The 26,139-nt window shown below is 64.7% G+C and carries 18 protein-coding genes and 2 tRNA genes; 10 read left to right on the top strand and 10 right to left on the bottom strand.

Features of this window, described 5'->3' with window-relative positions; genetic code table 11:
- From IPM18_17160 to IPM18_17140, 5 genes are all read left to right on the top strand, one after another.
- On the top strand, positions 1-1,563 hold the full coding sequence (locus IPM18_17160) for a TIGR03663 family protein (GenBank protein MBK9121311.1): 1,563 nt from the start codon (positions 1-3) through the stop codon (positions 1,561-1,563).
- A complete protein-coding gene (locus tag IPM18_17155; GenBank protein ID MBK9121310.1) occupies positions 1,560-2,522 on the top strand; it encodes an FAD:protein FMN transferase in 963 nt (320 codons plus the stop codon). Before IPM18_17160 ends, IPM18_17155 begins: the two co-directional genes overlap by 4 nt.
- Before the next feature lie 412 nt (positions 2,523-2,934).
- Positions 2,935-3,663 (top strand): cobalamin-dependent protein, encoded by a 729-nt coding sequence (locus tag IPM18_17150; protein ID MBK9121309.1) that lies wholly within the window; start codon positions 2,935-2,937, stop codon positions 3,661-3,663.
- 239 nt (positions 3,664-3,902) lie between these two features.
- On the top strand, positions 3,903-6,521 hold the full coding sequence (gene clpB, locus IPM18_17145) for an ATP-dependent chaperone ClpB (protein MBK9121308.1): 2,619 nt from the start codon (positions 3,903-3,905) through the stop codon (positions 6,519-6,521).
- A 122-nt stretch (positions 6,522-6,643) separates the two neighbouring features.
- Complete coding sequence (locus IPM18_17140) at positions 6,644-7,081, top strand: nucleoside deaminase (GenBank protein MBK9121307.1); 438 nt, start codon at positions 6,644-6,646, stop codon at positions 7,079-7,081.
- A 181-nt stretch (positions 7,082-7,262) separates the two neighbouring features.
- Here the strand turns inward: IPM18_17140 and IPM18_17135 are convergent, their stop codons facing one another.
- The 3 genes from IPM18_17135 to IPM18_17125 form a co-directional block, all read right to left on the bottom strand.
- Positions 7,263-11,459, bottom strand: a complete 4,197-nt coding sequence (locus tag IPM18_17135; protein ID MBK9121306.1) for a CotH kinase family protein — start codon at positions 11,457-11,459, stop codon at positions 7,263-7,265.
- Between the two features lie 295 nt (positions 11,460-11,754).
- Positions 11,755-12,894 carry a hypothetical protein gene (locus IPM18_17130; protein ID MBK9121305.1) on the bottom strand — a complete coding sequence of 380 codons (1,140 nt, stop codon included), beginning with the start codon at positions 12,892-12,894 and terminating at the stop codon, positions 11,755-11,757.
- A gap of 23 nt (positions 12,895-12,917) precedes the next feature.
- Positions 12,918-14,543, bottom strand: a complete 1,626-nt coding sequence (locus IPM18_17125; protein MBK9121304.1) for a hypothetical protein — start codon at positions 14,541-14,543, stop codon at positions 12,918-12,920.
- 284 nt (positions 14,544-14,827) lie between these two features.
- Here IPM18_17125 and IPM18_17120 point away from each other — a divergent pair, with 284 nt between their 5' ends.
- The 4 genes from IPM18_17120 (at position 14,828) to IPM18_17105 (ending at position 17,086) form a co-directional block, all read left to right on the top strand.
- Complete coding sequence (locus tag IPM18_17120; GenBank protein ID MBK9121303.1) at positions 14,828-15,904, top strand: twin-arginine translocase subunit TatC; 1,077 nt, start codon at positions 14,828-14,830, stop codon at positions 15,902-15,904.
- Positions 15,905-16,106: 202 nt separating this feature from the next.
- Positions 16,107-16,179, top strand: a tRNA-Phe gene (locus tag IPM18_17115).
- A 28-nt stretch (positions 16,180-16,207) separates the two neighbouring features.
- Positions 16,208-16,280, top strand: a tRNA-Ala gene (locus tag IPM18_17110).
- Between the two features lie 116 nt (positions 16,281-16,396).
- Positions 16,397-17,086: a hypothetical protein gene (locus tag IPM18_17105; GenBank protein MBK9121302.1), complete on the top strand. Its 690-nt coding sequence runs from the start codon at positions 16,397-16,399 to the stop codon at positions 17,084-17,086.
- A 523-nt stretch (positions 17,087-17,609) separates the two neighbouring features.
- Here the strand turns inward: IPM18_17105 and IPM18_17100 are convergent.
- The 4 genes from IPM18_17100 to IPM18_17085 are packed head-to-tail and all read right to left on the bottom strand — an operon-like array spanning position 17,610 to position 20,003.
- On the bottom strand, positions 17,610-18,050 hold the full coding sequence (locus IPM18_17100; GenBank protein MBK9121301.1) for a hypothetical protein: 441 nt from the start codon (positions 18,048-18,050) through the stop codon (positions 17,610-17,612).
- Positions 18,047-18,760 (bottom strand): ParB N-terminal domain-containing protein, encoded by a 714-nt coding sequence (locus tag IPM18_17095; GenBank protein MBK9121300.1) that lies wholly within the window; start codon positions 18,758-18,760, stop codon positions 18,047-18,049. Before IPM18_17095 ends, IPM18_17100 begins: the two co-directional genes overlap by 4 nt.
- A 36-nt stretch (positions 18,761-18,796) precedes the next feature.
- On the bottom strand, positions 18,797-19,663 hold the full coding sequence (locus IPM18_17090; protein MBK9121299.1) for a ParB N-terminal domain-containing protein: 867 nt from the start codon (positions 19,661-19,663) through the stop codon (positions 18,797-18,799).
- Positions 19,664-19,676: 13 nt separating this feature from the next.
- A complete protein-coding gene (locus IPM18_17085; GenBank protein MBK9121298.1) occupies positions 19,677-20,003 on the bottom strand; it encodes a hypothetical protein in 327 nt (108 codons plus the stop codon).
- Between IPM18_17085 and IPM18_17080 the strand changes: the two genes are divergently transcribed.
- Positions 19,968-21,842, top strand: coding sequence for a DUF2330 domain-containing protein (locus IPM18_17080; protein MBK9121297.1), 1,875 nt, complete (start codon positions 19,968-19,970; stop codon positions 21,840-21,842). The genes IPM18_17085 and IPM18_17080 overlap by 36 nt on opposite strands.
- 292 nt (positions 21,843-22,134) lie before the next feature.
- On the opposite strand, the gene IPM18_17075 is transcribed toward IPM18_17080, so the two are convergent.
- The 3 genes from IPM18_17075 to IPM18_17065 form a co-directional block, all read right to left on the bottom strand.
- On the bottom strand, positions 22,135-23,028 hold the full coding sequence (locus IPM18_17075) for a hypothetical protein (protein MBK9121296.1): 894 nt from the start codon (positions 23,026-23,028) through the stop codon (positions 22,135-22,137).
- Positions 23,029-23,189: 161 nt separating this feature from the next.
- Positions 23,190-25,562 (bottom strand): alpha-L-rhamnosidase, encoded by a 2,373-nt coding sequence (locus IPM18_17070; GenBank protein MBK9121295.1) that lies wholly within the window; start codon positions 25,560-25,562, stop codon positions 23,190-23,192.
- Positions 25,563-25,996: 434 nt separating this feature from the next.
- Complete coding sequence (locus IPM18_17065; GenBank protein ID MBK9121294.1) at positions 25,997-26,128, bottom strand: hypothetical protein; 132 nt, start codon at positions 26,126-26,128, stop codon at positions 25,997-25,999.
- Between the last annotated feature and the right edge of the window lie 11 nt (positions 26,129-26,139).

Raw genomic sequence — 26,139 nt, 5'->3', positions numbered from 1 at the left:
ATGACCGCACGAGCACTGGCCCTCACAATCGCCGGAGGGCTCGCCGTCCTGGGCGTGGCAGTGGGTTTGCGCCTGCCGCAACTCGAACGCCGCCCCATGCACGCAGACGAGGCGGTCCACACGATCAAGTTCGCTGAATTGTGGGAACACGGCCGGTATCTCTATGACCCGCACGAGTACCATGGTCCGACGCCGTACTACTCGACATTGCCGGTGGTGTGGCTGACCGGGGCTTCCGATTTTCTCGCGACGAGCGCGACAACCTACCGCCTGGTCCCGGTGCTGTACGGCCTCCTGCTGGTACTACTGGTTGCGCTGCTTCGGGATGGGCTTGGGCCGGCGGGCACCCCTGTCGCAGCTCTGCTGATCGCCGTCTCACCAGCTTTGACGTATTACAGCCGCTATTACATCCCGGAGCCGCTACTGATTGCCTACGCCGCGCTCGCACTGGGCGCGACGTGGTGGTACCTGCGGACGGGACGCGCCACATGGGCGTGCGTGGCTGGTGCGGCGCTCGGTGCCATGCACGGCACGAAGTCCACCTGCCTGCTGCTCTGGTTCGCGGCGGCGATCTCCGCTGTCGTCGTCTTGTACTGGCGACGATCGGGGGAGTGGCATCTGCGGCGGCACCTTGGGCCGCTCATGCTCGCACTGTTTGTGGCCCTCCTGGTCTCGACCGCACTGCTTTCCGGCGGCTTTACGAACCTGCGCGGACCACTCGACGGTTGGTTGACTTACGCCACTTACTTCGAGCGAGCCGGCGACGGGGGGCATCGGCAAGCATGGGCCTACTACCTGCGGCTGCTACTCTGGTTTCGCGAACCCGGCGGACCGATCTTCAGCGAACTGCTGATTGCCCTCCTCGCTGTCGTGGGCGCTTTCGCTGCGTGTCGCAGCACCACGGCCCCGGGATTGCATCTCGGACTGGCGCGGTTCCTCGCACTCTACGCGCTGCTTCTGACCGCGCTCTACAGCGCCATTCCCTACAAGACCCCGTGGAACGCCCTGCCGTTCCTGCACGCGTGGATTCTCCTGGCCGGGGTCGGCTGGGCGGCCCTCTGGCACTTCGCCCGCCGCAGCCCGATCGGCCGTCCGGCACTCCTGCTGCTGCTCGGCCTCGGAGTCGGCCAGCTCGGCGCGCAGGCCTGGCGCACCAGTCACCATCCCGTTTTTCACAATGACCCGCGGAATCCCTGGGTGTACGCGCCCACTGTGGCTGACGCCGGCCGCCTCGCACTGCGACTTACGCAATTGCACGCCGCGGCACCGGCCCAATCCCCGCCCAGCATCCAGGTGATCGCGCACAACCCGTGGCCGCTGCCGTGGTACTTGCGCGCCCTGCCGCGGGTGGGCTATTGGGATACGCCACCGCCCGATCTGTCGGGCGAGGTGTTGGTAGTCGGTATTTCAGAGCAGGGGACGCTGGCGGAGCGACTACGCGGGTGCGAAGATGACTACGTGGCAAGTCATTACGGACTGCGCCGCGACGAGGTACTCCTGGTCCTGGTGCGACGCCCATTGTGGGAAAGCTGGCTCGCAAGCCAGACAGCCGTCAGCCCATGAATCTACCGTCGGCCCCCACGCCCGATCCGCTCCCTTCGCCCGAGCCACCGTTCGCGGCAGCACTCCACGCCGCGAGTGACAAACCGGAGCGTTTTGCTTGCGATGCGATGGCTTGCACGTTCGAGCTGTACCTCTTCGACAAGCCGGCGGGCTATGCCGCACAGGCCGCGCAGGTCGCCTTTGATGAGCTCGCGCGGCTCGAAGGCCTCCTGAGCCGGTTTCGGCCGGAGAGCGACATTGCCCAGATCAACCGCGCGACCCGCGGCGACCTGGTCCCGATCCAGCCCGAGACTCGTGATTGCCTTACGCGCGCGTCCGAACTCTATCTTGCAACGGGGGGCGTCTTCGACATCGCTTTCCGCAGCGATCCCGCGGCACGGCCCAGGCGCGATGCGTCCGGCGTGCCGCCGTTGGTGTTCGATCCGCGAGCGCATGCTGTGCGCATTCAAGCATCCGGGCTGCAGCTCGATTTGGGCGCGCTCGGCAAGGGCTTCGCCATCGACCGCCTCGTGGCTCTCCTGCGCACCTGGGGCTTCGCGCGTGCCCTCGTGCAATGCGGGCAGAGTACCGTCTACGCACTCGGAGGGCCGAGCCCAGGCCGCGGCTGGCGACTGGCTTTGCGCGATCCGGCGGCACCGGACGTCGCCCTGGGCTGGGTGCCGGTGCATGATGGCGCGCTCGCCGGCTCGGGCCAATTCCTCCACGGCGCGCACATCCTCGATCCGCGCAACGGTCAGCCCGTGGCATCCCACCGCGCCGCCTGGGCGCTGGCCGGCGATGCCGCGACCGCTGATGCGCTCAGTACCGCCTGCATGATCCTGTCTCCTGAAGACGTGGCGGCGGTGTGCAGCCGGCAACCCGCTCTCACCGTGGTACTACGCCACACACCAGGCGCCACAACGCTCTCCGCGTACGGGGCAGCTGCGGCGAGTTTCGAGCTGGCAACCCCGCGCGGGTAGCGCCATCTCCAAGGGGGCAGCGCAGCTCTTGCCCGGCGTTTTCACAGACGATTTTCTGATCCCAAGGTTGGTATCGGGCGGGGGCTCCCGGTTGGTTCCGAGAAACAGTCGCCCCGACCCACAGATGCACACCCCGACACGTCCGGGAATCCACAAACCTTCCTCCACACTGCGATCGGTCGTGGTGCATCACCGTTACGAGTCTCAAGGTACGGTGCGACCCGCCCCGATACGGAGGAGCATCCTGCGAGCCGGCGGCCGGTGCCAGCCGGACCCGGCCGGAGGCAGAGTTTCGAGCGAATGTACCCTCCCGTGGGCATGGACGCCGCGGCGGATTCCGAGTGCTCACCCCGCCCCACACCGGGGCCGCGCGTGGACGCGTTGGTGGGCGCCACCCTTGGAGACGCGCCCCATGCCCGAACCGTTGCTGACACGCTATCTGCAACCTTTGCTCGCCGGTCGCCGTGCCGAGTGCTTCGATTTGATCATGGACGCGCTCCGCACGGGCGCGAACAGCACGGACCTGCTGTGCGATGTGATCTGGCCTGCCATGGCGCAGGTTGAACGGCTCTATCGCGACGATCGCATCAGCACAGCCACCGAGCACATGGCCTGCCGCATCAACCGCACGGCGGCAGATCAGTTGCAGGCCCACCTTCCGAACACACCTGCCAACGGTAAACGCGCCGTTCTCATGTGTGCGGATACGGAACACGAGGAACTGGGCGCCCAGATGGTCGGTGACCTGCTGCAATCCGAGGGCTGGGAGGTCTTCCTGGTCGGTGGTGGAGTGCCGGATGACGAAATCCTCGCGATCACAGGTCAGCTCCGGCCGCAGATGCTGCTGATATTCGGCGCCGTCCCCGAGGCGGTGCCGCAGACCCGCGCACTGATTGATCACCTGCACGACATCAATGCCTGTCCGACCATGAACATTGTCGTGGTCGGCGGCATCTTCAATCGCGCTGACGGACTGTGGCGTGAAATCGGTGCTGACGGCTTCGCGGATCACTTGCGTACCGCACTCGAGCTGATCCGGACCATGGGCCCGCGTGTCGCTTCCGCCACCCACCACGGTTTCGTCAAACAGCGTCACCGTCGGCGTAAGGGAACACCGACACCAGCGACCGCCGCGGTTTAATTCTCTGGGTGGGGTCACGGGGGGGCAGGTGAGTCAGCGTGGCCGAAGCGTGCCATGTGCGCTCCGGCCACGCTGGTTTCGCCGCCAGCCGTGCCAAACTGGCAGGGACTACCATCCTGTCAGGCCGGCCCCTCGCCGAAAATCAGCATTCCGCGTGCACCGGGGCTGGCATGGTATATGCAATCCGGCACCAGTGGGTCGCGGCGGCGCGCCGCTGCACCGACAGGAGTTGGATTCTCATGCAGATGGATCGCTTCACCATACGTGCTGCGGAGGCCGTGCAGAGCGCCCAGCACAAGGCGCAGGAAGCCGGCCATCCCGAAGTCACGCCCCTTCACCTGCTGGGCGCCCTGATCGAGCCGGACGCCGGTTCGGACGGGGGGATTGCCGCTCCGCTACTTGAGAAAGCGGGGGCGCCCCCGGCGCAGGTGCGTGCGTTGGTGGCTGGCGAGCTCAACCGCCTGCCTCGCCAGACCGGTGGACAGGTTCATGCTTCGCGGGGGCTCGTGGAGGTCCTCCAGGCCGCGGAGAAAGCCGCGCGCCAGATGCAGGACCAATACGTTTCGGTCGAGCACCTGCTGCTGGCACTGTGCGAAGTCGCCAGTGACGCGCGTGAAATCTTGCGCCTGAACGGCCTACGGCGCGACGACCTGCTGGCCGCACTCCAAGCGGTACGCGGCAACCAGTCTGTGCAGTCGCAGAATCCGGAGGACACGTACCAGCCGTTGCAGCGCTATGGCCGGGATCTCGTGGAACTCGCCCGGCAAGGCAAGCTTGATCCGGTCATCGGACGTGACGAGGAGATCCGGCGCTGCATGCAGGTGTTGGCGCGGCGGACCAAGAACAACCCCGTCCTGATCGGGGAAGCGGGCGTGGGAAAGACGGCGATCGTCGAGGGTCTCGCGCAGCGGATTCTGGCGGGCGATGTGCCCCAGGCGCTGCGGGACAAGAAACTCGTCTCCCTGGACATGGGGGCCCTCATTGCCGGAGCGAAGTACCGCGGGGAGTTCGAGGAACGTCTCAAGGCGGTGGTCAACGCCGTCGTGCAGTCAGCAGGCGAGGTCATCCTCTTCATCGACGAGATGCACACGGTGGTCGGGGCGGGGCGGACCGAAGGTTCGCCCGATGCGGGGAACCTGCTGAAGCCCGCCCTGGCGCGTGGCGAGTTGCGCTGCATTGGCGCGACCACGCTCGAGGAGTACCGCAAGCACGTCGAAAAGGACAAGGCGCTGGAGCGGCGCTTCCAGCCGATCTATGTCGGCGAACCGACCGTCGAGGATACGATCGCGATCCTCCGCGGCCTGAAGCCACGTTATGACGCGCACCACGGCGTACGTATTCAGGATGCGGCCCTGGTCGCTGCCGCGACCCTCGCACAGCGCTACATCACTGACCGGCAGCTCCCCGACAAGGCGATCGACCTGGTCGATGAGGCGGCCTCGCGCCTGCGGATCGAAAATGACTCGCTGCCCAGCGAGCTCGACGAACTGCGGCGTCGCATCATGCAACTTGAGATCGAGCGTGAGGCCCTGCGCAAGGAAAAGGACGAAGCCAGCCGGCGCCAACTTGAAACCAACGAACGCACCCTCGCCGACCTGAAGGAGCGCGACCGCGCCCTGACCGCGCAGTGGCAGAATGAAAAGAGCGCCATCGACGAGTTGAAAGCACTCAAGACCACCCACGGTGCCAAGCAGACCGAGCTTGAGGAAGCCCAGCGGCGCGGCGATCTCGAACGGGCCGCCCGCATTCGCTACGGCGAGTTGCCCGACCTGGAGCGCCGCCTCACGGGGCATGAGCAGAAGCTCACCGAACTGCATGCTACTGGGCAGGGACTGCTGCGCGAGGAGGTCACCGCAGAGGAGATCGCCGAGGTCGTCAGCAAGTGGACCGGTGTGCCCGTGGCGCGCCTGTTAGAAGGTGAGCGTGAAAAGCTCATCCAGATGGAAGAGCGACTACACGAACGCGTCGTTGGACAGGACGACGCCATCCGCGCCGTCTCCGATGCCGTCCGCCGCAGCCGGGCCGGGCTCGGCGATCCGCAGCGGCCGCTGGGTTCGTTCCTCTTCCTCGGCCCAACCGGCGTCGGCAAGACGGAATTGTGCAAAGCCCTCGCGCAGTTCCTCTTCGATGATGAAGCCGCCTTCGTGCGGATCGACATGAGCGAATTCATGGAGCCGCACAGTGTCGCGCGGCTCATCGGCGCGCCCCCGGGCTACGTCGGCTATGAGGAAGGCGGCCGCCTCACGGAGGCCGTGCATCGGCGGCCGTACAGCGTGATTCTCCTGGACGAGATCGAAAAGGCCCACGCCGACGTGTTCAACGTCTTGCTCCAGGTGCTGGACGATGGACGTCTCACCGACGGCCACGGCCGCACCGTCGATTTCCGCAACACGCTGGTGGTGATGACGAGCAACCTCGGTAGCGACCAGATCCAGGCGCTGTCGGAGAGCGGCGCGAGCGAAGCGGAGATCGAGCTCAAGGTCCGCAGCGTGCTGCGTCACCACTTCCGGCCGGAGTTCCTCAACCGGATCGACGAAACGATCATCTTCCACCGGTTGGGGCGCGAGCACCTCCGCGGCATCGTGGACCGGCAGGTTCGGCTGCTGGCCCAGCGCCTGGCGGATCGGGAGATTGCGCTCGAGCTGACTCCGGCGGCGTGTGAGCAACTCGCGCGCGATGGTTACGACCCGGTCTATGGCGCCCGGCCGCTGAAACGGCTGATCCAGCAGCAAATCGAGAACCCCCTCGCCAAGCGCATCCTGGCGGGCGAATTCGGCCCGGGCGACGCGGTTCGGGTCGATGTCGCCGGCGAGGGGTATGTTTTTGAAGCACGCGGCACCACGGCCTCTGTGAGCTGAGGCCGGCCGAACTCGTAGACGGCCGGCACACGGCCCCGCTCGGATGTCCCTGTACGGGGACACGGACCAGCGCGCGCCGGTGATCTTTCCGCGCCCGCCGGCGTCCGCTACGCTGCGCCGGTATGGACACATTTCTGCAAGCCGCTCTGGCCGAGGCGCGTCTCGGTCGCGCCGCGGGCGGCATCCCGATCGGGTCGGTGCTGGTCATCGACGGGCGGATCGTCGGCCGGGGGCACAATCGCCGCGTGCAAAGAAGCAGTGCGATTCTTCACGCTGAGATGGACTGCCTGGAGAACGCGGGTCGGCTGAAGTCCCGCGATTACGCCCGTGCCACGCTCTATTCGACACTGTCGCCCTGCGACATGTGCAGCGGTGCCGTCCTGCTGTACGGGATCCCGCGGGTCGTGGTGGGCGAGCACCGTACGTTCCAGGGCCCCGAAATGTATGTCCGCAGCCGCGGCGTCGAACTGGTGATCCTCGACGATCCCGAGTGCGTGCGGTTGATGACCGACTTCATCGCGGCCGAGCCGACCCTGTGGAACGAGGACATCGGTGTGTAACCGGAGTCATGCCCGACGTGCAGAAACCCTTACATCACCGTGTCGCCATCACATGATCGCGATTGCAGCAGTTGCCGGGGCCTGGCCGTCCACCGCATAAGCCAAGCGGGCCATTGCAACCGCCTTCTTGGCCGCGCCCGCGAGGTCGCCCGTTGATCTCATCGGGTCTTGCTGTGGACTGCTAAGGCACCATCTGCCGCTTGAAAATCGCGAGGTCGTGCTTGTCGACGTCGCCATCCCGATCGAAATCGCACGCGAGATACCCGTCCGCATCGGGCACCAGCGGACCCTCCGGGGGCAGATTCTGCGGATCGTAGAGTACATCCGGTCCTGACATGTAAATCACAAAGATCTCGAAATCCGCAAAGTCGATGACACCGTCCCCGTTGAAATCGCCCAGCCCGGGTGGTGCCGAGAGCCCGACTCGGAGATCGTCCAATCGTAACTCCGCCCGGGGGCCGCTGCTTCCCGAGACGTGGTAGTAGCGCCACAGGAGCTGCACGTACGGCTGATCGAGTGCCGCGCCCGGCAAAGTCACCGGTCCGCTGCCCTGAACATCGCCGTCGGCACCGGCCAGGTACTCGACCGGTTGGCCGTTTGCGAGCACGTCCACAAAGGGTCCCGTGCTCCCCACGCGGTACTGCAACCGCAGTGCATAGAGCCGCGAATTACGCAATACGGTACCCACCACCCATTCGACCGGCACTTCCTCCAGCCCGACCGTATTCACCGCGAGCAAGGCACCACCGAGGTCGCGGTCGAACCCGGTATTGATGAACGAGATGCCCGCCGGGCCCAGTCCATTCAGCCGGGTTCGCCGGGTGTTGTTGTAGGGGAATCCGAGGGTGCCGAGGTCATCATCATGATAGTCATCATGTGGAATGTAATACGGAAATAGCAAGGGTGTGTTCAACACCGGATCGGTGCGGTCGCTCTGTAGAAAGAGCATGTGCGCGGGATAGGCATACTCGGGCATGTCGGGGTCCCACGCCCCGAATTCGTACGCACCCGTGGCGAGCAAATGTGCTTCCGGATAGACCAGCACCCGGAAACTCGTGGCGACGGCCGGATTGTGACCATCATCCGCGGTGATGGTGATGTGCGTGTCGCCACGCACCAGGGGCGTGAGGGTGAGGATGCTGCCGACCACGGTAGCACTCGCGACCCAGGGTCGCGCCACCTGGAAACCGTAGGTCAGCGGATCCACATCGGGGTCACTGAAAACGTCTGCGAGGTTGATCAGCACGGGGTTGGCCGCCTCGACGACTTCTTGCAACGGCGGCACCGCGACAATCAGCGGGGGCGCATTCAGACTACCGGTCGGGCGTCCGTCGAGGGTCAGGTTATCAAACCGATTGTTGCCGACGGTGCTCCCGGCGCCCTGCTCGAACAGGATGCGCAGGGCGAAGTCCGGATTCTCAGCCACGGCCGCGACACCGGTCAAGTCGAAGGCGTACAGGATGGGGTCATCATCCTGCACGACCAGCTCGACGAGCGGGAGGTAGTCCACCCCGTTCGTGGTGTAGGAGACCTGCTGCCGCCCGGCCCCCTGCCCGGAGCGGCGCGTTTCATACTGCACGATGATGTCCTCATATCCCGTGGTCGGGAGCGCGAAGGTCACGGTCGCACCCAGCGGATTGTTCACTCGCAGGTGTGTGCCCGGCGCGTCGCCCTGGCGCGCGTTCTCGCCCCAGAAACCGTTGCCGTTCCCGTCGAGGACGACGGTGAGCGGCCCCGGGTTGATCGTAAAATGCGCCCCGCCGACGGTATGCGTGGGATCGAGCAGTGTCGGCACATGGTTGAAATTCCAGTAATGGACCAGGGCGCGCGGAGTGGTCGGCTCGAACAGGGCTACCACGCTAAGGGGTTCCGTGACACTCAGCGTGACACTGGCCGGGGTGCCGGGCGGCAACCCTTCCCAACCTGCGAAAACATGGTCCGGCGCAGGCAGAGCTGTGAGCTCGATCGGGACAGCTTCGAAGTACACCCCGGTCCAGGGGTACGGCTGGGCACCCACACCAGCGGTTGTCGGGACGATTTCCACCGTGTTGACACGGACATGGCCGTGCGCAGGATTCGAGACGTCCACCGTAACGGTTACATCGGCGCCGACGTTGAGGTGCGTGCGCAGATGGTCCCGCTGGTGGAACGCGCGATTCTCCGCGAAATCCACCCACTGCGTGACCGTGTCGAGGGTGGTGGCATCACGTCGCCAGCGCTGGCGGTACTCGAGCAGTTCGGGCGCGAGCAGTGCGTACTGTTCCTGCACGATGGCGGTGATGCGAGCGGGCTGGAACGTGGTGTTCATGTGGTCGGCGAAGCGGTTGATGAAGCGTTGTCGGAAGCTCGGATTCGTCAGCAGGGCGCGCAAGAGAGCGGTCCGGGACGCCGATCCGAACGCCAGGTTGTCTCCGCCACCGGTGGGGTGCAGCGCATTGCGCAGCAAGTCGTAGGTCGGCACATAGGGTGAAGTGTCGAAGTCCCACACGAGGATGCGCCAACGGCCGTCCTGGTACGGCGCCGGCGACGTTTCACGCACACGCCAGTAGCGGAAGTGCTTGCTGCCGTACCAGTCGTAGTTGTTCATGAAGATGAAAGCTACGTTGAAGTCGATGTAGCTGTCGATGTCGAGCAAGGTGGTCACATATTCGTAATTCGTCGGAACGCCCAGATCCTGCTGCACCGCAAACTGGTACAGGTGGTTGTAGTGGACAATGTCTGTCGGCAGTCCGGCCTCGACCTTGCTTGCGTCGATGATGCCCCACGGCGCGTCAAGGACGATCACGTTCTCGGGGTCGAGGTTGTAGTGGTGCGCGAGGTGATACTCGTCGAAGCGGTCGCGGGCGTACGTGATCCCCCAGTACTCGCCATTCACGAACTGAATCAGGGGACGGCTGCGCTGCGTTCCGACCTGCAGCGGCGCCATGACAAGGTGCGCCGGTACATCCCGCAGGTGATTGCGGACATTCCCGGCGGTTCGCAGCAGAAAGCGGCGAAACTCGTTGACGGGTTCAGCACTGCCCGGTTTCGTGGCACCCGGGAAGAACTCGTAGTGAACGGTATCGCTGGCATCGTAGGCGTTGCGGGCATACACGCGGAAAGACTTGTCAGGGATGGTGCGCCCCCCGCCGCCGTGGATCTTGAGCCCCAGGTTCTGTGAGAAGGCGTGCGTGCCGTCGGCTTCATACAGTTCGACATGGGCGGGCTTCTCCCAGTCCTGGAAGTAGTTTCCGTGGGCAGCCCACAGGAACTCCGTCCCGCCACCGGCAAAATAATGGGTCCCCTCGACATAGAAGCCCTGCGCATAACCGAAGAAGTGCTCCGGGTTCGTGCTAAGCGCCACCACCGGTAGCGTGTAGCGGGCGCTGCCCAGCGGGTGAATCAGGTAGGTGTGCGTCGTTGTGCTGCCGCAATAACCATCCTTGCAGATGCGGGCCCGCACGACCGTACCGCGGAAGCCCTGGGTTGAAGGCCGTCGCCACCAGTAGCTGGGTGCGTTGCGATAAGTTGTGATGATTTCCGAAAGGTCGTTGGCCAGCAGTGATGCCGGCAGAATCGAGATCGGCCCGGTGTACGTGAAGGTGTGGTTGCGGCGCGGCACCAGTACATGCTGCGACGAGACCCCCGGGAAGAAATAGTCCACCTGATACTCCGGCCCACTGCCTGCGAGGTTGAGCGGGTCCGGTTCAGAGCCGTCCAACGTGTAGAGGATCATCGCAGCGGGATCGGCGGTAGCCAGGTGCAGTTCGAATGCGGCCGGGTGCCAGCCACCGGCGTGCGAGAAGTCCGGCGGGTCCAGCAAGGCCGCAAATCCCTGTCCGACATTGCTTGCGCCCGGTGTCGGATCGTAGAAGTAGAGCCAGGCCCCCACACCGTCGGGTTGCCGGCCAACGGACACGTCCCGAGGAATCGCCCGCGGACCCAGCTCATCCACGCGGCTGCCATCGGGGGCCGTCAGCACGATCGCCTCACCGGCCTGTGAGATCGAAAAGTTCGTGTGCAACGGCATGCCGGCTACGGCGCGATTCTTGCCCGATGCCCAAACCAGCAGGAATTCTCCGGGCGCGATCCATACCTCGGGGAACACCCAGCGAAAGGGCTGTCCGAGATTGTCGGACAGACCAAATCCTCCCAGTGCCAGCGGCTCACTGCCGATGTTGACCAACTCGATCCAGTCGGAGTACTCCCCATCCTCATCCGCAATCGTCACACCGTTCGAAGCCATCACTTCGTTGAGCCGCACCACGCCATCGGACCGGGCCCCGGCGGTACCCTGCCCCCAACCCGGCGGCGCCCCCGCAACCAGCACGAGCGCGCCGACCACCCATCCGGAAAATGTCTGCAGCAGAAGTGCCCCTGGTATCCAAGTGGATCGCATGGCCACGCACCTCCAACGTGAAATGAGCAGATGGAGGGCGCCTGGCGGTTCGCGCGCCCCGGGGCACCACATGGCCCCTCCCTCTAGGAATATAGCTGCGTGGCCGCGTCACACCGCGAACTTTCGGCTGAGACTTCGGAAAGAATGTCTCCCGCAGTCATCGCAGGCAATGAGAAGTGCCTTTCTCAGACCTTGGGGGGTTGCGTGACCAGGCGGCGACCAGCGCGGGGCCTTGCACGGCCCCTGCGCTGGTCGTTCGCTGCACCGGATCGACGTTTGCCCAGTCTGCCGCTGGTTAACTTCCGATCGTCACCGTTCCGAAAGTCCCTCGAATCAGTTTCGCTTGCGTGTAGTGCCCGACGCCGGAATAGGTCCCGGGATCGATCAACAGGGTGCCATTGACCGGCGTACCCGAGAATGCCGTCGAGAAGTTGCCGCGGTACGGGAACTGGAAAGTCCCGAGCTGGAGGATCGAGCTGCCGGTCCGCAGCCAGCGGTCACCGGCGAACGGGTAGATGCCGCGGCACGACAACTCGTCGATCAGACTGAAGTGGTCGCGCTGCCCGATGACGTTCTGCCACTGGGCATTCCAAGCCGGGTTCACCGTGATCGTGTCGTTACCATTGCACGAAAATGCCCAGCGGGGGTAGTGCATGAACGAATCGAAGTCATACGGGCCCCACACGCTCGCATCGTTGTTAGTGTTGAAGTTGAAAGCGCACGAGATGAAGTTGCCCTGACTGTTCACGCAGCCCTGGCAGGTGGCGGCATGACACTGGTTGCCGACCACGCCACTCGATCCGCAGATATTGTTCCAGTTGATCGTGACGAAAGTGTCCCGATCCGAGGCGCTCTGCTCGTGCCAGAAGCCGAGCGAGTGGTAGATCTCGTGGATGATGATGATCTGCGTGTTCCAGCTCACGATATTGATGATTTGCATGCCGCCCTGGCGGCCGACCGGTGAATTGTTGAAGCTGCTGGAATTGAAGCGGATCCAGTCCGTCTGATTGGTCCGGGCGACAAACGTGATGCCGGTCCGGGCCGCAATCTCGTTCATCGCGTCGATCGCCTGCTGCTGTCGCGTCGCGTTGACGTTGCCCGCGAAATCGAAGGGGATCGTGGTCCCCCAGAACGTTGCATCGCCATAGACCGCCCGGGTGGGGTCCTCCAGCATCAGCAGATAATCTTCGTACGGAATCTGGATACAGCCCTCGACGACCACGTAGCCGGGTGTCAGGTCATCCAGGAACGGGTATTCCGAGAAGCCCTCGAAGGCGAGCATCGGATCGACCGGTTCGCGGGGGGACTCCAGCCAGCGCTCTTCCAGCAGTTCCGTGTATTGTCGCGTGGCCTCCTCACGCGTGAGTTCTTCCGCCATTGCCCACGGTGCCAGTGCTGCGAGCAGCCCCAGGGCCAGGATCATTGGTATTTTCATGACGTGTCTCCTCTCTCGGGCGCTTACTGGAGCCCGACCAGAACGAGAACGTAGCCGGTCTCGCCCGCCGCGAGTGCTGTCATGGCCTTGCCGATGATCGCACCCTGCGCCCGTGTGTAGTCCTGCACCTTCATGGCGTGCCCCGGCAGGTCCGCGGTGGTGAGCAGGTCGCCGGGCTGAATCGCGCCGTTCTTCGCATCCGCCAGTACATAAACGCGGCCCGTCAGCGCGACGGGGAACGCACCGTCGGCTTCACTGCCCTCCTGCCCCATGACCATGCCGCTGTGAATCCCACCCGCACCACTGATCACGCCTGCCACGGTGCGGTCATAGGACCGCGTACTGGGGACCAGCTTACCGGGGTTGGCGGGATCGATGCAGACGACCATGCCGGGAGACGGCTTGGCCGCCGCCAGTTCCGCCACGTCGAAACGCTCCGACAGATCGGAGCCCCCCATGATGCGGAGCGTATTGGTCCGCATGGTGCCGGAAACGTGCAGCGTGTCCTGGGGCGTGATATTGGCGCCGATCGCAACGTTACCATTGTCGTGGACCAGCAGCCGGGTGGTGCCATTCACCTGCGCCCGGAGTGAATGGGTTCCCACAGGGCTGTTGATGTGCAGCGCATCCGACGGGGTGTGATTCCCACCAATCCCTACGTTCCCGTTGCTGTGCACCAGCAGCTTCGTGGCGCCGGCCACCTGGACCCGGAATGCGTTGCTCCCGTCGGCCCCGTTCACGTGCAACTGCGAGTTCGGGCCGGTCGTGCCGATGCCCACGTTGCCGACACTGCTGATACGGAGACGCTGCGTCGCATCGGTGTACAGCGCGAGCGTATTCGTGGTCGGACGATCCATGCCGACGCCCGCATCCACCATCGACAACCGCAGGCCAGGGCTGGCGACGCCGATGCCGACGTTACCGCCGGCTTCCCCCAGGGTAACGTTGCCGGCCGCGAGCGAGTTCAACCGGATCGTGTTGGGCGAGCCGACAAAGGTCCCGTACGCGTCCATGCGATTGCCGTCAATTTCCATCGAAGCCGACGAGATCAGTGGAAAGGTGCCGAGATTGCGGAAGACCCGCAGTCCAGGGCCTACGGCGTCGGTGCTCCGGCTGATCGCGATGGTGCCAGTCGAGAAGATGCCCCGCCCGTCCGATACGTTCTCAATGACGTGCAGCGGCCAAGTCGGATTCGAGGTGCCGATACCGATGTTGCCAACGACGCCCTTGTAGAGGTGGTCGCCGTTCGCCAGCCAGAAGCCCGACTCGGGCGTGCTCAGCGCGAAAATGGAATAGGGCGCTGAACGTACGGGCTGACGCGGGGCGAGCGTCGTGTACGATCCGCCACCGGCCGGTGACCGCACGGAGATGCCGATCCAGCGCGGCGCCCCGGGAAACGCACCCAAGCCGTAATCCAGTTCGACGGTAAAGAGGCCGTCCACCACCGTAACGTTCGTGCGGGTCAGCGTCAGGCCGATCTGTGAACCGCCCTCCGCCGCCGTGTAAAGCCGGAATTGAAAGTCCGCCGTGCCATTGATCGGCAGGCCCGCCTGCCGCACCTGCCCTTGGAATGTAAACGTGGATGCCTGCGCGGTGAGCGCGCCGCAGACGCCCGCCGCCAACAATGCCGCCATGAATTGCTTGCGCATCTGACACCTCTCGTCGACTTGATGACCCGGCCATGGCTCCGATACCGGCCGGCCGCACGCTGGATGAAATGGCGCCCGGGCCGCGCGGCAGAAAACTTCGCGCGGAAGTCTTTCAGCCGCCCCGACCTGAGCACAACCCGAACACGCCCCCCAGTCTAGGAGATGTGCTTCCCTCGGGCAAGCACAATTTCGGTTGGCGGCCGGACTCCGCGTCGTCATCCAATCGTTCGTTGAACGACTGTGCTAACTCGCCGGTCAGCCCACGACCCGGGTATCATCGCCGTATGGCGAAGTCCGAAGCTCGTCCCCGGCAGGATCCCGACGAGGTGCGCATGACGCTTGGCGAACACCTCGACGAACTTCGTGGTGCGCTCGTGCGCAGTCTCGTGGCCCTGCTCGTTGCCTGCTTGCTCTGTATCTGGCCCGCCAAATTCCTGCTCGAGCTGATCAGCCGTCCGATGGTGCTCGCCCTGCGGCACCACGGGCAGCCGGAGACCTTCCTGCAGACCGGGCCGGCCGAGGCCCTGTTGGTCTACGCCAAGGTTGTGATCATCTTCGGCCTGCTCTTTGCGGCTCCTTATATCCTGTACCAGGTCTGGTCATTCGTTGCGGCGGGGCTCTATCCCCACGAGCGCCGCTGGGTCTACAAGCTGTTTCCCGCCAGCATCGGTCTGTTTGCAGCCGGCGTTGCGTTCATGTATTTCTTCGTGCTGCTGCTGAGTCTGAACTTCCTGATTGGTTTCAGCGGGTGGCTGCCCCTGCCCAGTGCCAACCCGACGGCGTTTGAGGCCGCGGTGCTTGGTATGTCACGGCCCGAAGCCGCCAGCACACAGCCACACGGGGAGGGTCCGGCCGCGGTACCGCTGTTGGTTCGCGACCCGGTGGACCCGCCGGTCGGCGCGGTCTGGGTGAACCAGGCGGAACATCGGCTGAAGGTGCACCAGCCGGACGGGGTCTACTCCACACCCCTCACGCGGGATGACCGTCGCGCGCTGGTCACGACGCACTTCCGCATCGGCGAGTACCTCACGTTTGTCCTTGTGCTGATGATCGCTTTCGGTGCGGCGTTTCAGATGCCGCTGGTTGTGCTGTTTCTGGCGCGGACCGGCATCGTGCCGGTGGCCGCATTTCGCGCTTACCGCAAGTTCGTCATCCTGCTGGTCGTGGTCATTGCCGGGATCCTGGCACCGGCCGACCTGCTCAGCCACCTTCTGCTGGCGGCGGCCATGATTCTGCTGTTCGAATTGGGGCTTTGGCTGGCGAGCAGATCGCCCACGCCGCTGCGGGCGCGTGCCACAGGCGCTGTGCCCGAGCGCTCCCGGCCAAGCGGCGTGCAACCCCGCGACCCGGAGGGCTCCTGAGGCCGGTTTCGTCGTTGCGGTGGCACAGTTTGAGCGCCGGCGGCGGAATCCCGCGTACCCGCCAGAACACCTTGGCCGCGCCAGGGTCACACTCGCCGATACCCCCTTGACGGACCCCCAAGACGCCCGTAGTTTGGACGATCTGCCGCGTAGCACCGCCGCCCGCTGTTACAACAGAGCCCAAGGGCGTCGTGATCGACACGGTCAGGTAGCTCAGTTGGTAGAGCAACGGACTGAAAATCCGTGTGTCGGCGGTTCAAATCCGCCCCTGACCACTGCCTTGAGTTCAGGACAAGTGAAGATGGGGCCGTAGCTCAGTTGGGAGAGCGCTTGCATGGCATGCAAGAGGTCGTGAGTTCGAATCTCATCGGCTCCATTTTTCGTAAACCACGCCGCCCCCGATAGTTGTGGGGACCTGCCGAGAGTCGGCAGCGCGGCCTAAGACGCAAGTTAGCGCGGTCACTGACCGCGCTAAGCGTTGGAGGCGCCGCGATGTCGACCAAAAAACACCGAAAAACCAAGCCCCCCGCCTATCGGTACCGCCCGGATCGCGACCGCGCGGTTGTCACGCTCCGCGACTCCGCCACCGGCCGGGCCCGCGATTTCTGGCTCGGCGAGTATGGCACGCCCGAGAGCCGCGAGCTGTACCACCGGCTGATCGCCGAGTGGGAGGCGCGCGGCCGGTGCTGGCCCCTGGTGCCGGGGGATGCCCCACCGGCCGCCGGGCCTGCGGCGATGACGATTGACGAGCTGCTCGTCGAGTACCGGCGCTGGGGGGAGAGCTACTACTGCCCGGAACACATCAACGTCCTGAAGATGGTCTTCGGCGTTCTGCGAAAGTACTACGGCAGCACACCGGCCGCCGACTTCGGTCCGAACAAGCTGCGAATGCTCCGTGACGAGATGATCCTCGGCGACGCCAGCGCGGACCGGCCGCGCAAGCCGTGGTCGCGCAAATGCGTCAACGCCGCCGTGCAGCGCATTCCTCCTTCTCCGCAACTCCGCGAGCACCGAGTCCGGCGTCCAGGGCGGACACCGCCGCCGAACGGCCGCCGGATCGACACCGGCCGCTTCAAGTGCGTGCTCCCATTTTCCGAACAGCCGCCGGGCGGCGTCGTACAGGCGCGACGCATCGTGCGCTGCCGCTGCGCAGTAGAGCGGCTTTCCAGCTTGCTGCCGTAGCAGGATCCCCTCGACGACCGAGACTTCTGTCCACACGGGCCAGCCGAACCTTCGCGGGATCAAACCCGGCCGCGCGAAGGGCGTTGTCCCAGGACCCGAGGAGCTTTGCGGCTTTCTGCACGGCGCCGTAGTCGGTCTGGATGGCCGACGAGTAGTTGAGGGCCACGCCCTGGCGGTGGAGAGCCCGGATCGTGCGGAGGATGCGGTCGACGGTCCACTTGCGGCGGTTGGCGACCGCCTCAGAGTCGATCCCGGCCGCTCGAAGCGCGTCCCCCCAACGACGGAAGTGCCGGTGAGCAACCGTGAACAGAAGGGGTTGATTCACTCGCACGTCACGTGATTTGAGCGACCTCCCCTCCAGTTCCATTCGGAGGATGGCGCGGACTACCTCGGCGGCCGTGCGCGGCTCGCTGTGTGATCCTCGGCTTGCACATGTTTCTGTTGGCGTTGCCGGTCGGGCCCGCGACCGAGCGGCGCATTGTGGTGACCGACGCCGCGGACGAGGGCGCGCCATGTCGAGGCCTCACAGCAGGTCGAAGAAGCTGTCTCGGCCGAGGTGCGGCAGGTACTTGGCGAGCGCGGGCCCGAGCGGCAGCACCTCCAGGCGGAGCCAACTGCTCTCGCCGCTGAAACACACACGCTCGACCGCGAATCGCCGGTGACGTCGATCCACGAGGAGGAAGCGAAGGAGCGGGTAGTACTGGACGCGTCGCTGGCCACGTTGCTTCTGGCGATCGCGGAACATCTGCACAAGCTCTGGCGGGTACCGCTGCGATAGAGCTTTGGAGAGTGCGTCTGCGAATCCCTCCGCAAACTCAGCGTCGAGGCTCTCAAGGAAGCACTTGCGGTCGTCGGCCGACGCGTAGATCGTGGCTGCCCGGGCATCAATGTCCAGCCGATAAGCGACCGGCCGTTCCCGCTCGAGCGCCGTCCGCAGCAACTTCTGCTCCAGCGGCGTGATCATCGGCGGAGCGCGCTGTAGAAGTCGTAGTGCTTCTCGACCTCCGCCAGTTTGCGGGCGAGGTCGCGCTTCGTGCTGTCGCCCCGTTGCCACGGGTTGGTGCGACGGCGCTTCTTCGATCGCAGGGCCGGTGGTGTGGACAGGATCTGGGCTTTGGCGAACGCCAGGCTCGTGTCCTTCGTCTCCTGCATCAGCTTGACGATCTCGACCTGCCGCTTCGGCGCGACGTATGTGAGCTCGCGCGCCACCGACTGCAGGAGGCGCCCCGAGTCCATCTCACCGACCACGAACGGGTGCAGCTCGCGGTAGAGCGATGTGCTCAGCCGGCCCTTGAGCGACTCGACGCCGAAAGCCTGCGCGATCGTCGCCTCATCGAGCTTCTCCAGCGCCTTGCGGAGCATCCGCACCTCCTCGCGTGGAGAAAGGTGGTTCACCTGCCGGTTCGGCGTATAGAGATCGCGGCCGCTCAGGACGAGACAGGGCACGGCCTCGACGCCGAGTTCGAGCAGCGCGGTGTACCGCAGATAGCCGTCCAGGATGAAGTACTGCTCGCCCTCCTGGCAGACGCAGAGTGGCTCGATCAGCCCGACAGCCTTAATGTTGGCCAGCAACTTCGCGTAGTTCTTCTTGCTGACCGTCCGCTTACGGAGCGGCGTCAGCTTCACGATCGGTACGTCAACGCCTTTGACGTTGGCCCGTTCTGGGCGTGACATGGGAACCTCCTTCGAACACGTGGTTACACGGCGTACTCACCCTTCAACTGGGGGCCATCGACGAGGCCGGCACCCTTGAGGAGTGCCGCGAACGCGGCGTCTTGGCGCAGCCGCTGCATTGCGTCCAGGATGCGCATGAGGCGGTTTTCGCGCTGCCCGGCTTCGTACACGAACGCCTCCTTCTCGCGGGTGATCTTGCGGATGTCGCGCTTGAGCTTGTCGACCGTATAAGGCGATGCGGCTTTGCGTGACCCGAGCGCCTTCCCCTTCTCCAGGCGGTCCTCGATGATCCGCCGCACGCGTGGCAGGTTGGTAGTCGTCACGATGCCGCTGTCGAACGCATCCATCAGCAGGTGCTGGATCGAACGGTTGTTGCTCTGCGCCACGGACATCGCGAAGTTGAGCGAGAAGACGCCGTCTTCGACGCCCTTGATCAGCCGCTCCTCGCCCTGCTCCACCAGGCGCACGTAGTTCTGCACGTACTCCTGGGTCTTGCCGGTGATCGCCGAGAGCTCCCGCCAGCTCATGCCGTGGTCGCGCATCTCCTTGAGCGCGGGCGAACTCGATCGTCTGCGGCGGCGTACGCGCGATGTTCTCGCCGAGCGTCATCAGGTGGGCTTGACGCTCATCGATGTCCCACACGTCGGCCGCGATGTGGGTCCGGCCCAGCTCGATGTGCGCCAGCAGACGCCCCTCGCCACAGATCAGGTCGTACAGGCCGGTCGTTCCGAGGTTGCGGCTGTTCACGAGAATCGGCTTGTACAAGCCGACATCGTTGATGCTCCGGACGTTTTCGAGGAACTGCGTCCGCTCCCGCTGCCGGGAGTTGACGACGTTGATCTGACTGACCGGGATCATGCGGTAGTCGCGTTCCTTCATTCCGCGAATCTCAAGCCCGTTCATGCACTGCTCCCTTCTATCGCAGCAGCTCGCGGATCAGCTCAAGGCCGTTGTGGCCGTGCAGCGCGATGCGCGCGTCGCTGCTGGCGGACAATCGCACCCAACGTTCGGGAACCATCAGCCTCGGAAGTGCCAGGTAGCCGAGGATCTCTGCCGTGCCACCGTCCGCGAGCGGAACGCCGAGCGTGATATCGACCACGGGACGATGGTCGGGTCGGAACGCCCAGAAGGCGCCATACCCGTCGGGCACCGGTACCGACGGCTGGATCAGCACCGTGAAGTCGCGGTTAATGACGATGAAATCGTCATGCTCGTCGACCAGCGCCAGGCCCTGTTGCAGCAACTGGCCACGCTGCGCGACCGGCGGTTCGCCATCCGGCGGGGTGTGGCAGAGGCAATCACGACGCAGCTCGCGGGCCGCATCCGGGTCGGAGTGCGCCAGTCCGGCGACGTGCAGCAGTATGCGGATCTGCTGACCGTCGCGTTGCGAAACGCCCACGTGCGGACCAATACCGTCGTCCCCAAGCTCGTGCAGGCCTTCTGGCCCGATAGGCTGGCAGCGGCTGTGCGGGCAGGCGATCCGCGACCGCTGGTCGAGGAAGCCGAGCTGAGTTCCGACCAGGCCCGCAAGGTGCTCGATGCGCTCGGCGGGAGCGAGACGCTGTTCCAGCTCGAGTGCGTCGATCTTGGGGACATGCCGACGATCGAGCTCAACGACAACGGCGAGTACAAGCCGTCGCCGGCCCTCTCGACCGGCCAGAAGTGCACCGCGGTGCTGCCGATTCTGCTGCTCGACAGCGCCAACCCGCTGTTGATCGACCAGCCGGAGGACAACCTCGACAATCGGTTCATCTTCGAGCACGTCGTCGGGAGCCTCTGCGCGGCCAAGGTCAGTCGGCAGCTGGTGTTTGTGACGCACAACCCGAACATCCCGGTACTCGGGGACGCGGAGCGCGTCTTCGCGCTCGACTCTGACGGCACACGGGCGTTCGTGGCCCGCACCGGCGGCGTCGACGATTGCCGGCACGAGATCCTGACGCTGCTTGAGGGCGGCGCCGAGGCCTTTGCGCATCGCTTCTTCGTGGGCTTGCTCGGCCGCGGACAACTTGCGGTCTTCGGCGGCCATGCGGTCCTGTTAAGGTTGACGATCTTGGGGACGGATCAAAGCACTCGCGGGCGCCACGCGTGCTGCAGGCCGAGGCGCGGTTCGCCGGGGCCGGGGGGGAACCTGTGCGTAGGGTCAGGCGTCGAATATGCGGGCGACCAGAACGGAGGCAGTGCAATGAGACGAGTGAATTGCATTCGGGCCGTGGCCATCTGCGGCGCGCTCCTGGGCACGCTGGCGGCCCAAGCCGACCGCGGTTCAGCGCCGTTCAAGCCGTACGTGCAAATCTTCGAGCCGACACAGCGGGCATTGATTGCGTGGAACGGGGAGGAAGAAATCCTGCTGCTGACGACCGATCTGCGCGCCTCGGAACCGACCAAGGTGCTGGAGGTGCTGCCGCTGCCGAGTGAGCCGAAGGTTGGCAAGGGGGATATCGAGGTCTTCGGCAAGGCGACGGAACTGATCAATCGCAAACTGGCGGAACGGGAGCGGTTGGCGGCCGACGCTTGGCGGTCGCAAACGGCGCTGCTGCCCAAGCCGGCCGGAGAGGTCACGTTCGCGGAGCGGATCGGGCAGCACGACATCCGCGTCGTGAAGGTGAACGACGCGGACGGATTTGTGGAATGGGTAAGCGCGTACCTGCGCAAGGCGGGGGTCGAGAATCCGAAGATTCCCGAGCCGCTGCAGCAGGCGATCGGCGAATATCTCAAGGACGGATACGCGTGGTTCGTTTTCGACGTCGTCGAGTTGGGGACGGACGTGAAGACGAACGAGGCAATTCAGTATCGCTTCAAGACGCCAGCACTGTACTACCCGATGCGAATCTCACGAACGGACGCGGGCGAAACGTCGGTCGAGCTACTCGTGCTGACGCCGCGGATGCTGACGAAGTTCGCGGGACTGCCGATGGAGCAGGTGAAACTGCGGCACGAGCCGATTGCGATCACGGACGAGGAGCTGGCCGAGCTGAATCCGGAGCTGAGCGCGTTGCTGGGCTGCCGCGGCGAGCACAAGCTGCGGATCTGGGAAATTCGGGGGCGGCTGGACTCGTTCACGGCGGATGTGCTGGCGGAATAACACCAAGCAGGAAACGACCGGCCTTTCCTCACGATCCACCATCCCGGTTCCATGGGATAGTCGCCGGCCACCAATCAAACCGTGGAGGTCGGCACAGCGCGACGCTCCCCACCCCACACCCGTCTGATCCACTACTCCCAACCAGCACACCTGGACCCCGTAGGCAGACTCCTTCGTCCCCACTCGCGCCACCGCCGACAAGTCCACGGTGGGTCACTCCTGAGACCGCGCTGCGCGTCGGATGCGGTCCACTGCGCTGATCGGAATGAGAAAAGCAGATGACGCCGTGTGATCAGTTTCCAGCCGGGGACGGCAGGTTCCGAGAGGGTCGCTGGAATCCGGGTTCGGGAGGAAAAAGCGAATTCTGAATGGTCATGAGTTCTTCGCACGTTCCAAGGTCATTGGAGACCGGTATCAAGATGATCGGATTCAGGCCGGGATCGCGCCGCTGCGGCGGGTTGTTGGGCGTGTCCAGAATCGCGAGCGAGGCCCCAATCACGAGCTGCTCCGAATCGTCGATGACGCTGCCCCGCAAACTGCCATCGGAGAAAAGTGTCAACTCGTTCGCGAATATTTCGCGGCGAGCGATGTAAATCTCGCCTTCGATGAGACCGAACAGCTTCACGACCACGGTCACGCCCGGCTTCCCGTCGCTATCGTCATCGCTGATCCGTGGATCGTTTCGATCCATGGAGAGCGGCAGGTTCGGGTCGCCGCCTATCCCGATGAGCGTCGGCGTCGCCGGCCGGTTGAGCTTCCACACGCCATCCTCCTGGTATACGTCGACGACGGCTCCGGGCGGGCGAATGGCCTGTGTGGCCGTGTCCGAGAAGATCGTGTCGAAGGGCTGATTCGAGATGTACTTGGCTTTACAGAAGGTATCGTACGCGACCAGCTCTTCACCTTCGATGACCAGGTCCGTGAAGCCATACGTGACGATGAACGTGGCCAGCGGGCCGTTCGGCGTTCTGCCATCGTAGGCGACGATGCTGTAGTGAGCATAGCGTCCCGCCATGGCGGCGACGGCCGCTTCCCGGGTGGCCGGAGCAACCCAGTTCGGATCGTCGGCGGGGGTCTCGTAGAGCGGACTCTCCGGCCACGGCAGCGGGAGAGAGCAGCCGGTGAGAAGAAGGCAACCTGTGGCCAGCGTCGCGAGGGGCATCATGGGAGCGGTCAATCTCAGCATTCAAACCTCCGGCTGCGCCAATACGGGCTTGGGTCTGGGCTATTATAGTGTCGCTTCCCGCAACCGCCCCCAACGGACCATGTGCACCGCATTGTCAACCTGCGCAACGCCGGCGGGCCGGGGGAGGGAGTGTGATGGGTTCCGGGTGGCGTTGCGGCGTGTTACAGGCGAAGCTCCTGGACGCCCGAATGCAGCGCAATCTCGCGCCCCTGCCACGCGAGCGTGCCCGTAATGGCAGCAGGCAAACTCAGCAACGCACGCCGGCCGGGGGTGTCAAGTTCGAATGCGATCTCACCATGGGGATGTGGCATGGTGCCAGCAATGCGGGGCCAATCACCGAGGTTCGGCTCGATGCGTACGATCTGGAAGCCGAACGCGGCCGGGCGGATGCCGGCCACGGTCGCGTAGAGGTGGAACAACGGCTGGCTGGACCAGGCGTGGCAATCACTGCGGCTGGGCTCGTACGTCTCGAGTGGTGTCCTGCAACCCGCAGCGACCATTTCCTTCCAGCAGTCGAAGTGTGCCAGCACGCGCGCGCCGTGGCCGGTAGCACGCAGGGCCTCGAAGATGTAGAAACTGAAGTAGTAGCTGGCGCGGTGTAGATCGGGGGCTTCGAGCAGGCCCTTGAGCACGCGCTGCGCCCGTGTGCCCGTGACGATGCCGGCTAGCAGGGCGAGCGCCTGGGCATGTTCGCTGAAGGTTTCGCGGGTCGGTTCGTTGGCGATCAGTCCCCGGCCGCGGTGCCAGAAGTGTGCAACGACGGCGTGGCCCACACGTCGGGCGCGCTGGGTGAGACGCTGTGCCAGTAGCGGCTCGCCCATGGTTCGTTCGAGGTCGGCGGCCGCCCGGAGCGCGAGCACATAATGCAGGTTGTTCAGCGACGAGACGCCGTGCTGCCCCTGGGGTGCACAGCCCAGGTCCCATTCGGGCACCCAGTCGACGAAGGACCAGCCGGGCAGCGCTTCGAGCAGGCCGTCCTTGTTGAGGTACGGCTCGAAGTGCTCCAACATGCATCGCAGGCCGATCATGCGGGCGCGAACGAAGTCGGGGTTGTTACGCCACCAGGCGTAGTCGCGCAGCGCCAGCGCCCAGAGTAGTGCATACGTGCAACTATGCTGCAGCTCGCGGCAGGGGTAGCGCTCATTGACAAATCCCCAGTTTACGCGCGACCCGTCAAACAACCGCAGGCACTGCCGCGCGAGCCGGTCGTCAGCGGCGCTCACATAACTGGTGAGCAGTTCGAGCCGTGTATCGCCCACATACATGAGCTGCTCATAGTACGGACAGTCGACGTAAGTCTCGTGGCTGCACATCTGAAGACCGCGGATGCAGAGGTTGATCACAGCAGGCAGGTCGGGGTCGGGCGTCTCGATACGGCTGGTCATCTCCAGCGGATAGCGCGTCTCATCGAATGCCAGCGCGGTGATGGTGAGCGGCGCGTCGGCCGTTTCGACATGGATAACGCAGTAGCGCCCCGCGCGCCACCAGTGCGAAGTAAAGCGGCGTGCACCTCCGTCTGTGATGAAACGGTCGGTGAAGCACACGAAGCGCTTACCGACAATCGCGTTACGATCGCCCTTGGTCCGGTGATCCAGCTCATAGGGCGCTTCGCACCAGCCCCAGGTCATCCGGGTACCCAGGCCGCCAACCACGTCAAGGCGCGGGTAGGCGCAGTAGTACTGTCCGAGATCCCAGACCACATACCACCGCGTGTGCGGCGGTACCGTCACAGGACACGTACCGTCGATCGCTCCCTGCCATGCCGGTAGGTGTTCCCAGTGGAGGGCCTCCGCTGGCAGAGGGTCGTCACGGTTGAGCGTGCCGGCACCGCCGGCCACCACCTGGCCGGTATGTACGAGGCGGTCGAGTTGATCGGGCAGCATCGACGGTAGCAAACGCCAGCCGAGCGTGGCGACACCCCAGGGCTTGTCCTGCACTGGCTCGCGGGCGACAGCCGCATCGACGAACGATGCGCAATCCACGTTGTTGGGCCATGGGTGCGCGCGGGCGTCCCACTCCAGCGCGGCGCCGACGCCGAAACAGTCCGTGTTATCCCCCTTGATCGGCCGGTGGCATTTCAGGCGTGTAACCTTCCAAGATGCCTTGCCGGTTGTCAGTGCGGCGTCGTAGGGGTCCTCAGCCGCCAAGATGAAGCCGCCGTGCCACGAGATTTGCGCGAGCGGCGCTGCACCAAGCAGACGCCAGCACCACGCCTCGAGTGTATGCGCGCCGGGTCCGAGCTCGATGCGGTATGAGGCGTAGTGCCAGTGGTCCATGTCGCCGCGATCCGGGCCGCGGCCGATGCGCTCACCATCGAGCAGCAGTATGTAGCGTTCATCGGCGCTGACATGCAGCACAAGCGGCTCACCGCCGGACGCGAACCGCCGCTGGAAGAGCAGGAAGACCTGCTCGTGGTCAAGCACCTCCGGATGCCATACCCAGGCGGCGGCGTCGATCGGCTGCGTCCGCAGGATGTTCGCATTGCCGAGGTGCTCGCGGGATGGAAGCGGCAGTCTGCAGACACGAAGGGTCATGGGGCGTCCTGCTCACATCATGCACGGGCTTCGGTGTACGGATTGCCTGGCGCGGAGTCAGCGGCTTGAATCACACCGGCCGTACCGCATGGTAAGCCCACTGCGCATGGACAACCAGCCACTTCAAGAGCTTGCTGGGCGTCCGTGACGCCAGGTACTTACACTTCGCATGGAATCCAAGTACATATGCTGCAAGTGTGTGGTAGAGTGATTTTCTCATACTGCGGCCGGATCTGAGGGTGGCGCCAGCGGATGCACTGGGGGTTGCGCTGTTCGAACCGAGCGCGGGTGTGTGGTGGAAGCGGATCAGATCCCGACGTATGTCATATCGTTCAAGGCCCTGCTGTGTTCACTGCGGGGGAGCCAATCTGACCCAAGTATCTATACCGTCCCAAATGAATCCTACTTCTAACCCATACAACTGACACAGGAGGCTATCTCAAAACCTCTGAAAGCAAGAGAAGCGTACAGGTCATATGCAAGAAGCCGCTGAACAGGCAGCTCGACTTCTCCCAACGGATGCAGAGCCGACGGTAGTTCTGGATCCAGGAGATCGTCCGCTCCACCGTCCAGCGCC

The sequence above is a fragment of the Phycisphaerales bacterium genome, assembly GCA_016716475.1.
Lineage (GTDB): Bacteria > Planctomycetota > Phycisphaerae > UBA1845 > Fen-1342 > JADJWG01.
Note: the sequence above shows the minus strand (reverse complement) of the source record. Positions and strands in the feature narration are given on the sequence as shown.

Excerpts from the sequence above, each read along its gene's own strand:
- IPM18_17160 (MBK9121311.1), top strand. The coding sequence starts at position 1 with ATGACCGCACGAGCACTGGCCCTCACAATCGCCGGAGGGCTCGCCGTC.
- IPM18_17155 (MBK9121310.1), top strand. The coding sequence starts at position 1,560 with ATGAATCTACCGTCGGCCCCCACGCCCGATCCGCTCCCTTCGCCCGAG.
- IPM18_17150 (MBK9121309.1), top strand. The coding sequence starts at position 2,935 with ATGCCCGAACCGTTGCTGACACGCTATCTGCAACCTTTGCTCGCCGGT.
- clpB (MBK9121308.1), top strand. The coding sequence starts at position 3,903 with ATGCAGATGGATCGCTTCACCATACGTGCTGCGGAGGCCGTGCAGAGC.
- IPM18_17140 (MBK9121307.1), top strand. The coding sequence starts at position 6,644 with ATGGACACATTTCTGCAAGCCGCTCTGGCCGAGGCGCGTCTCGGTCGC.
- IPM18_17135 (MBK9121306.1), bottom strand. The coding sequence starts at position 11,459 with ATGCGATCCACTTGGATACCAGGGGCACTTCTGCTGCAGACATTTTCC.
- IPM18_17130 (MBK9121305.1), bottom strand. The coding sequence starts at position 12,894 with ATGAAAATACCAATGATCCTGGCCCTGGGGCTGCTCGCAGCACTGGCA.
- IPM18_17125 (MBK9121304.1), bottom strand. The coding sequence starts at position 14,543 with ATGCGCAAGCAATTCATGGCGGCATTGTTGGCGGCGGGCGTCTGCGGC.
- IPM18_17120 (MBK9121303.1), top strand. The coding sequence starts at position 14,828 with ATGGCGAAGTCCGAAGCTCGTCCCCGGCAGGATCCCGACGAGGTGCGC.
- IPM18_17105 (MBK9121302.1), top strand. The coding sequence starts at position 16,397 with ATGTCGACCAAAAAACACCGAAAAACCAAGCCCCCCGCCTATCGGTAC.
- IPM18_17100 (MBK9121301.1), bottom strand. The coding sequence starts at position 18,050 with ATGATCACGCCGCTGGAGCAGAAGTTGCTGCGGACGGCGCTCGAGCGG.
- IPM18_17095 (MBK9121300.1), bottom strand. The coding sequence starts at position 18,760 with ATGTCACGCCCAGAACGGGCCAACGTCAAAGGCGTTGACGTACCGATC.
- IPM18_17090 (MBK9121299.1), bottom strand. The coding sequence starts at position 19,663 with ATGAACGGGCTTGAGATTCGCGGAATGAAGGAACGCGACTACCGCATG.
- IPM18_17080 (MBK9121297.1), top strand. The coding sequence starts at position 19,968 with ATGCTCGTCGACCAGCGCCAGGCCCTGTTGCAGCAACTGGCCACGCTG.
- IPM18_17075 (MBK9121296.1), bottom strand. The coding sequence starts at position 23,028 with ATGCTGAGATTGACCGCTCCCATGATGCCCCTCGCGACGCTGGCCACA.
- IPM18_17070 (MBK9121295.1), bottom strand. The coding sequence starts at position 25,562 with ATGACCCTTCGTGTCTGCAGACTGCCGCTTCCATCCCGCGAGCACCTC.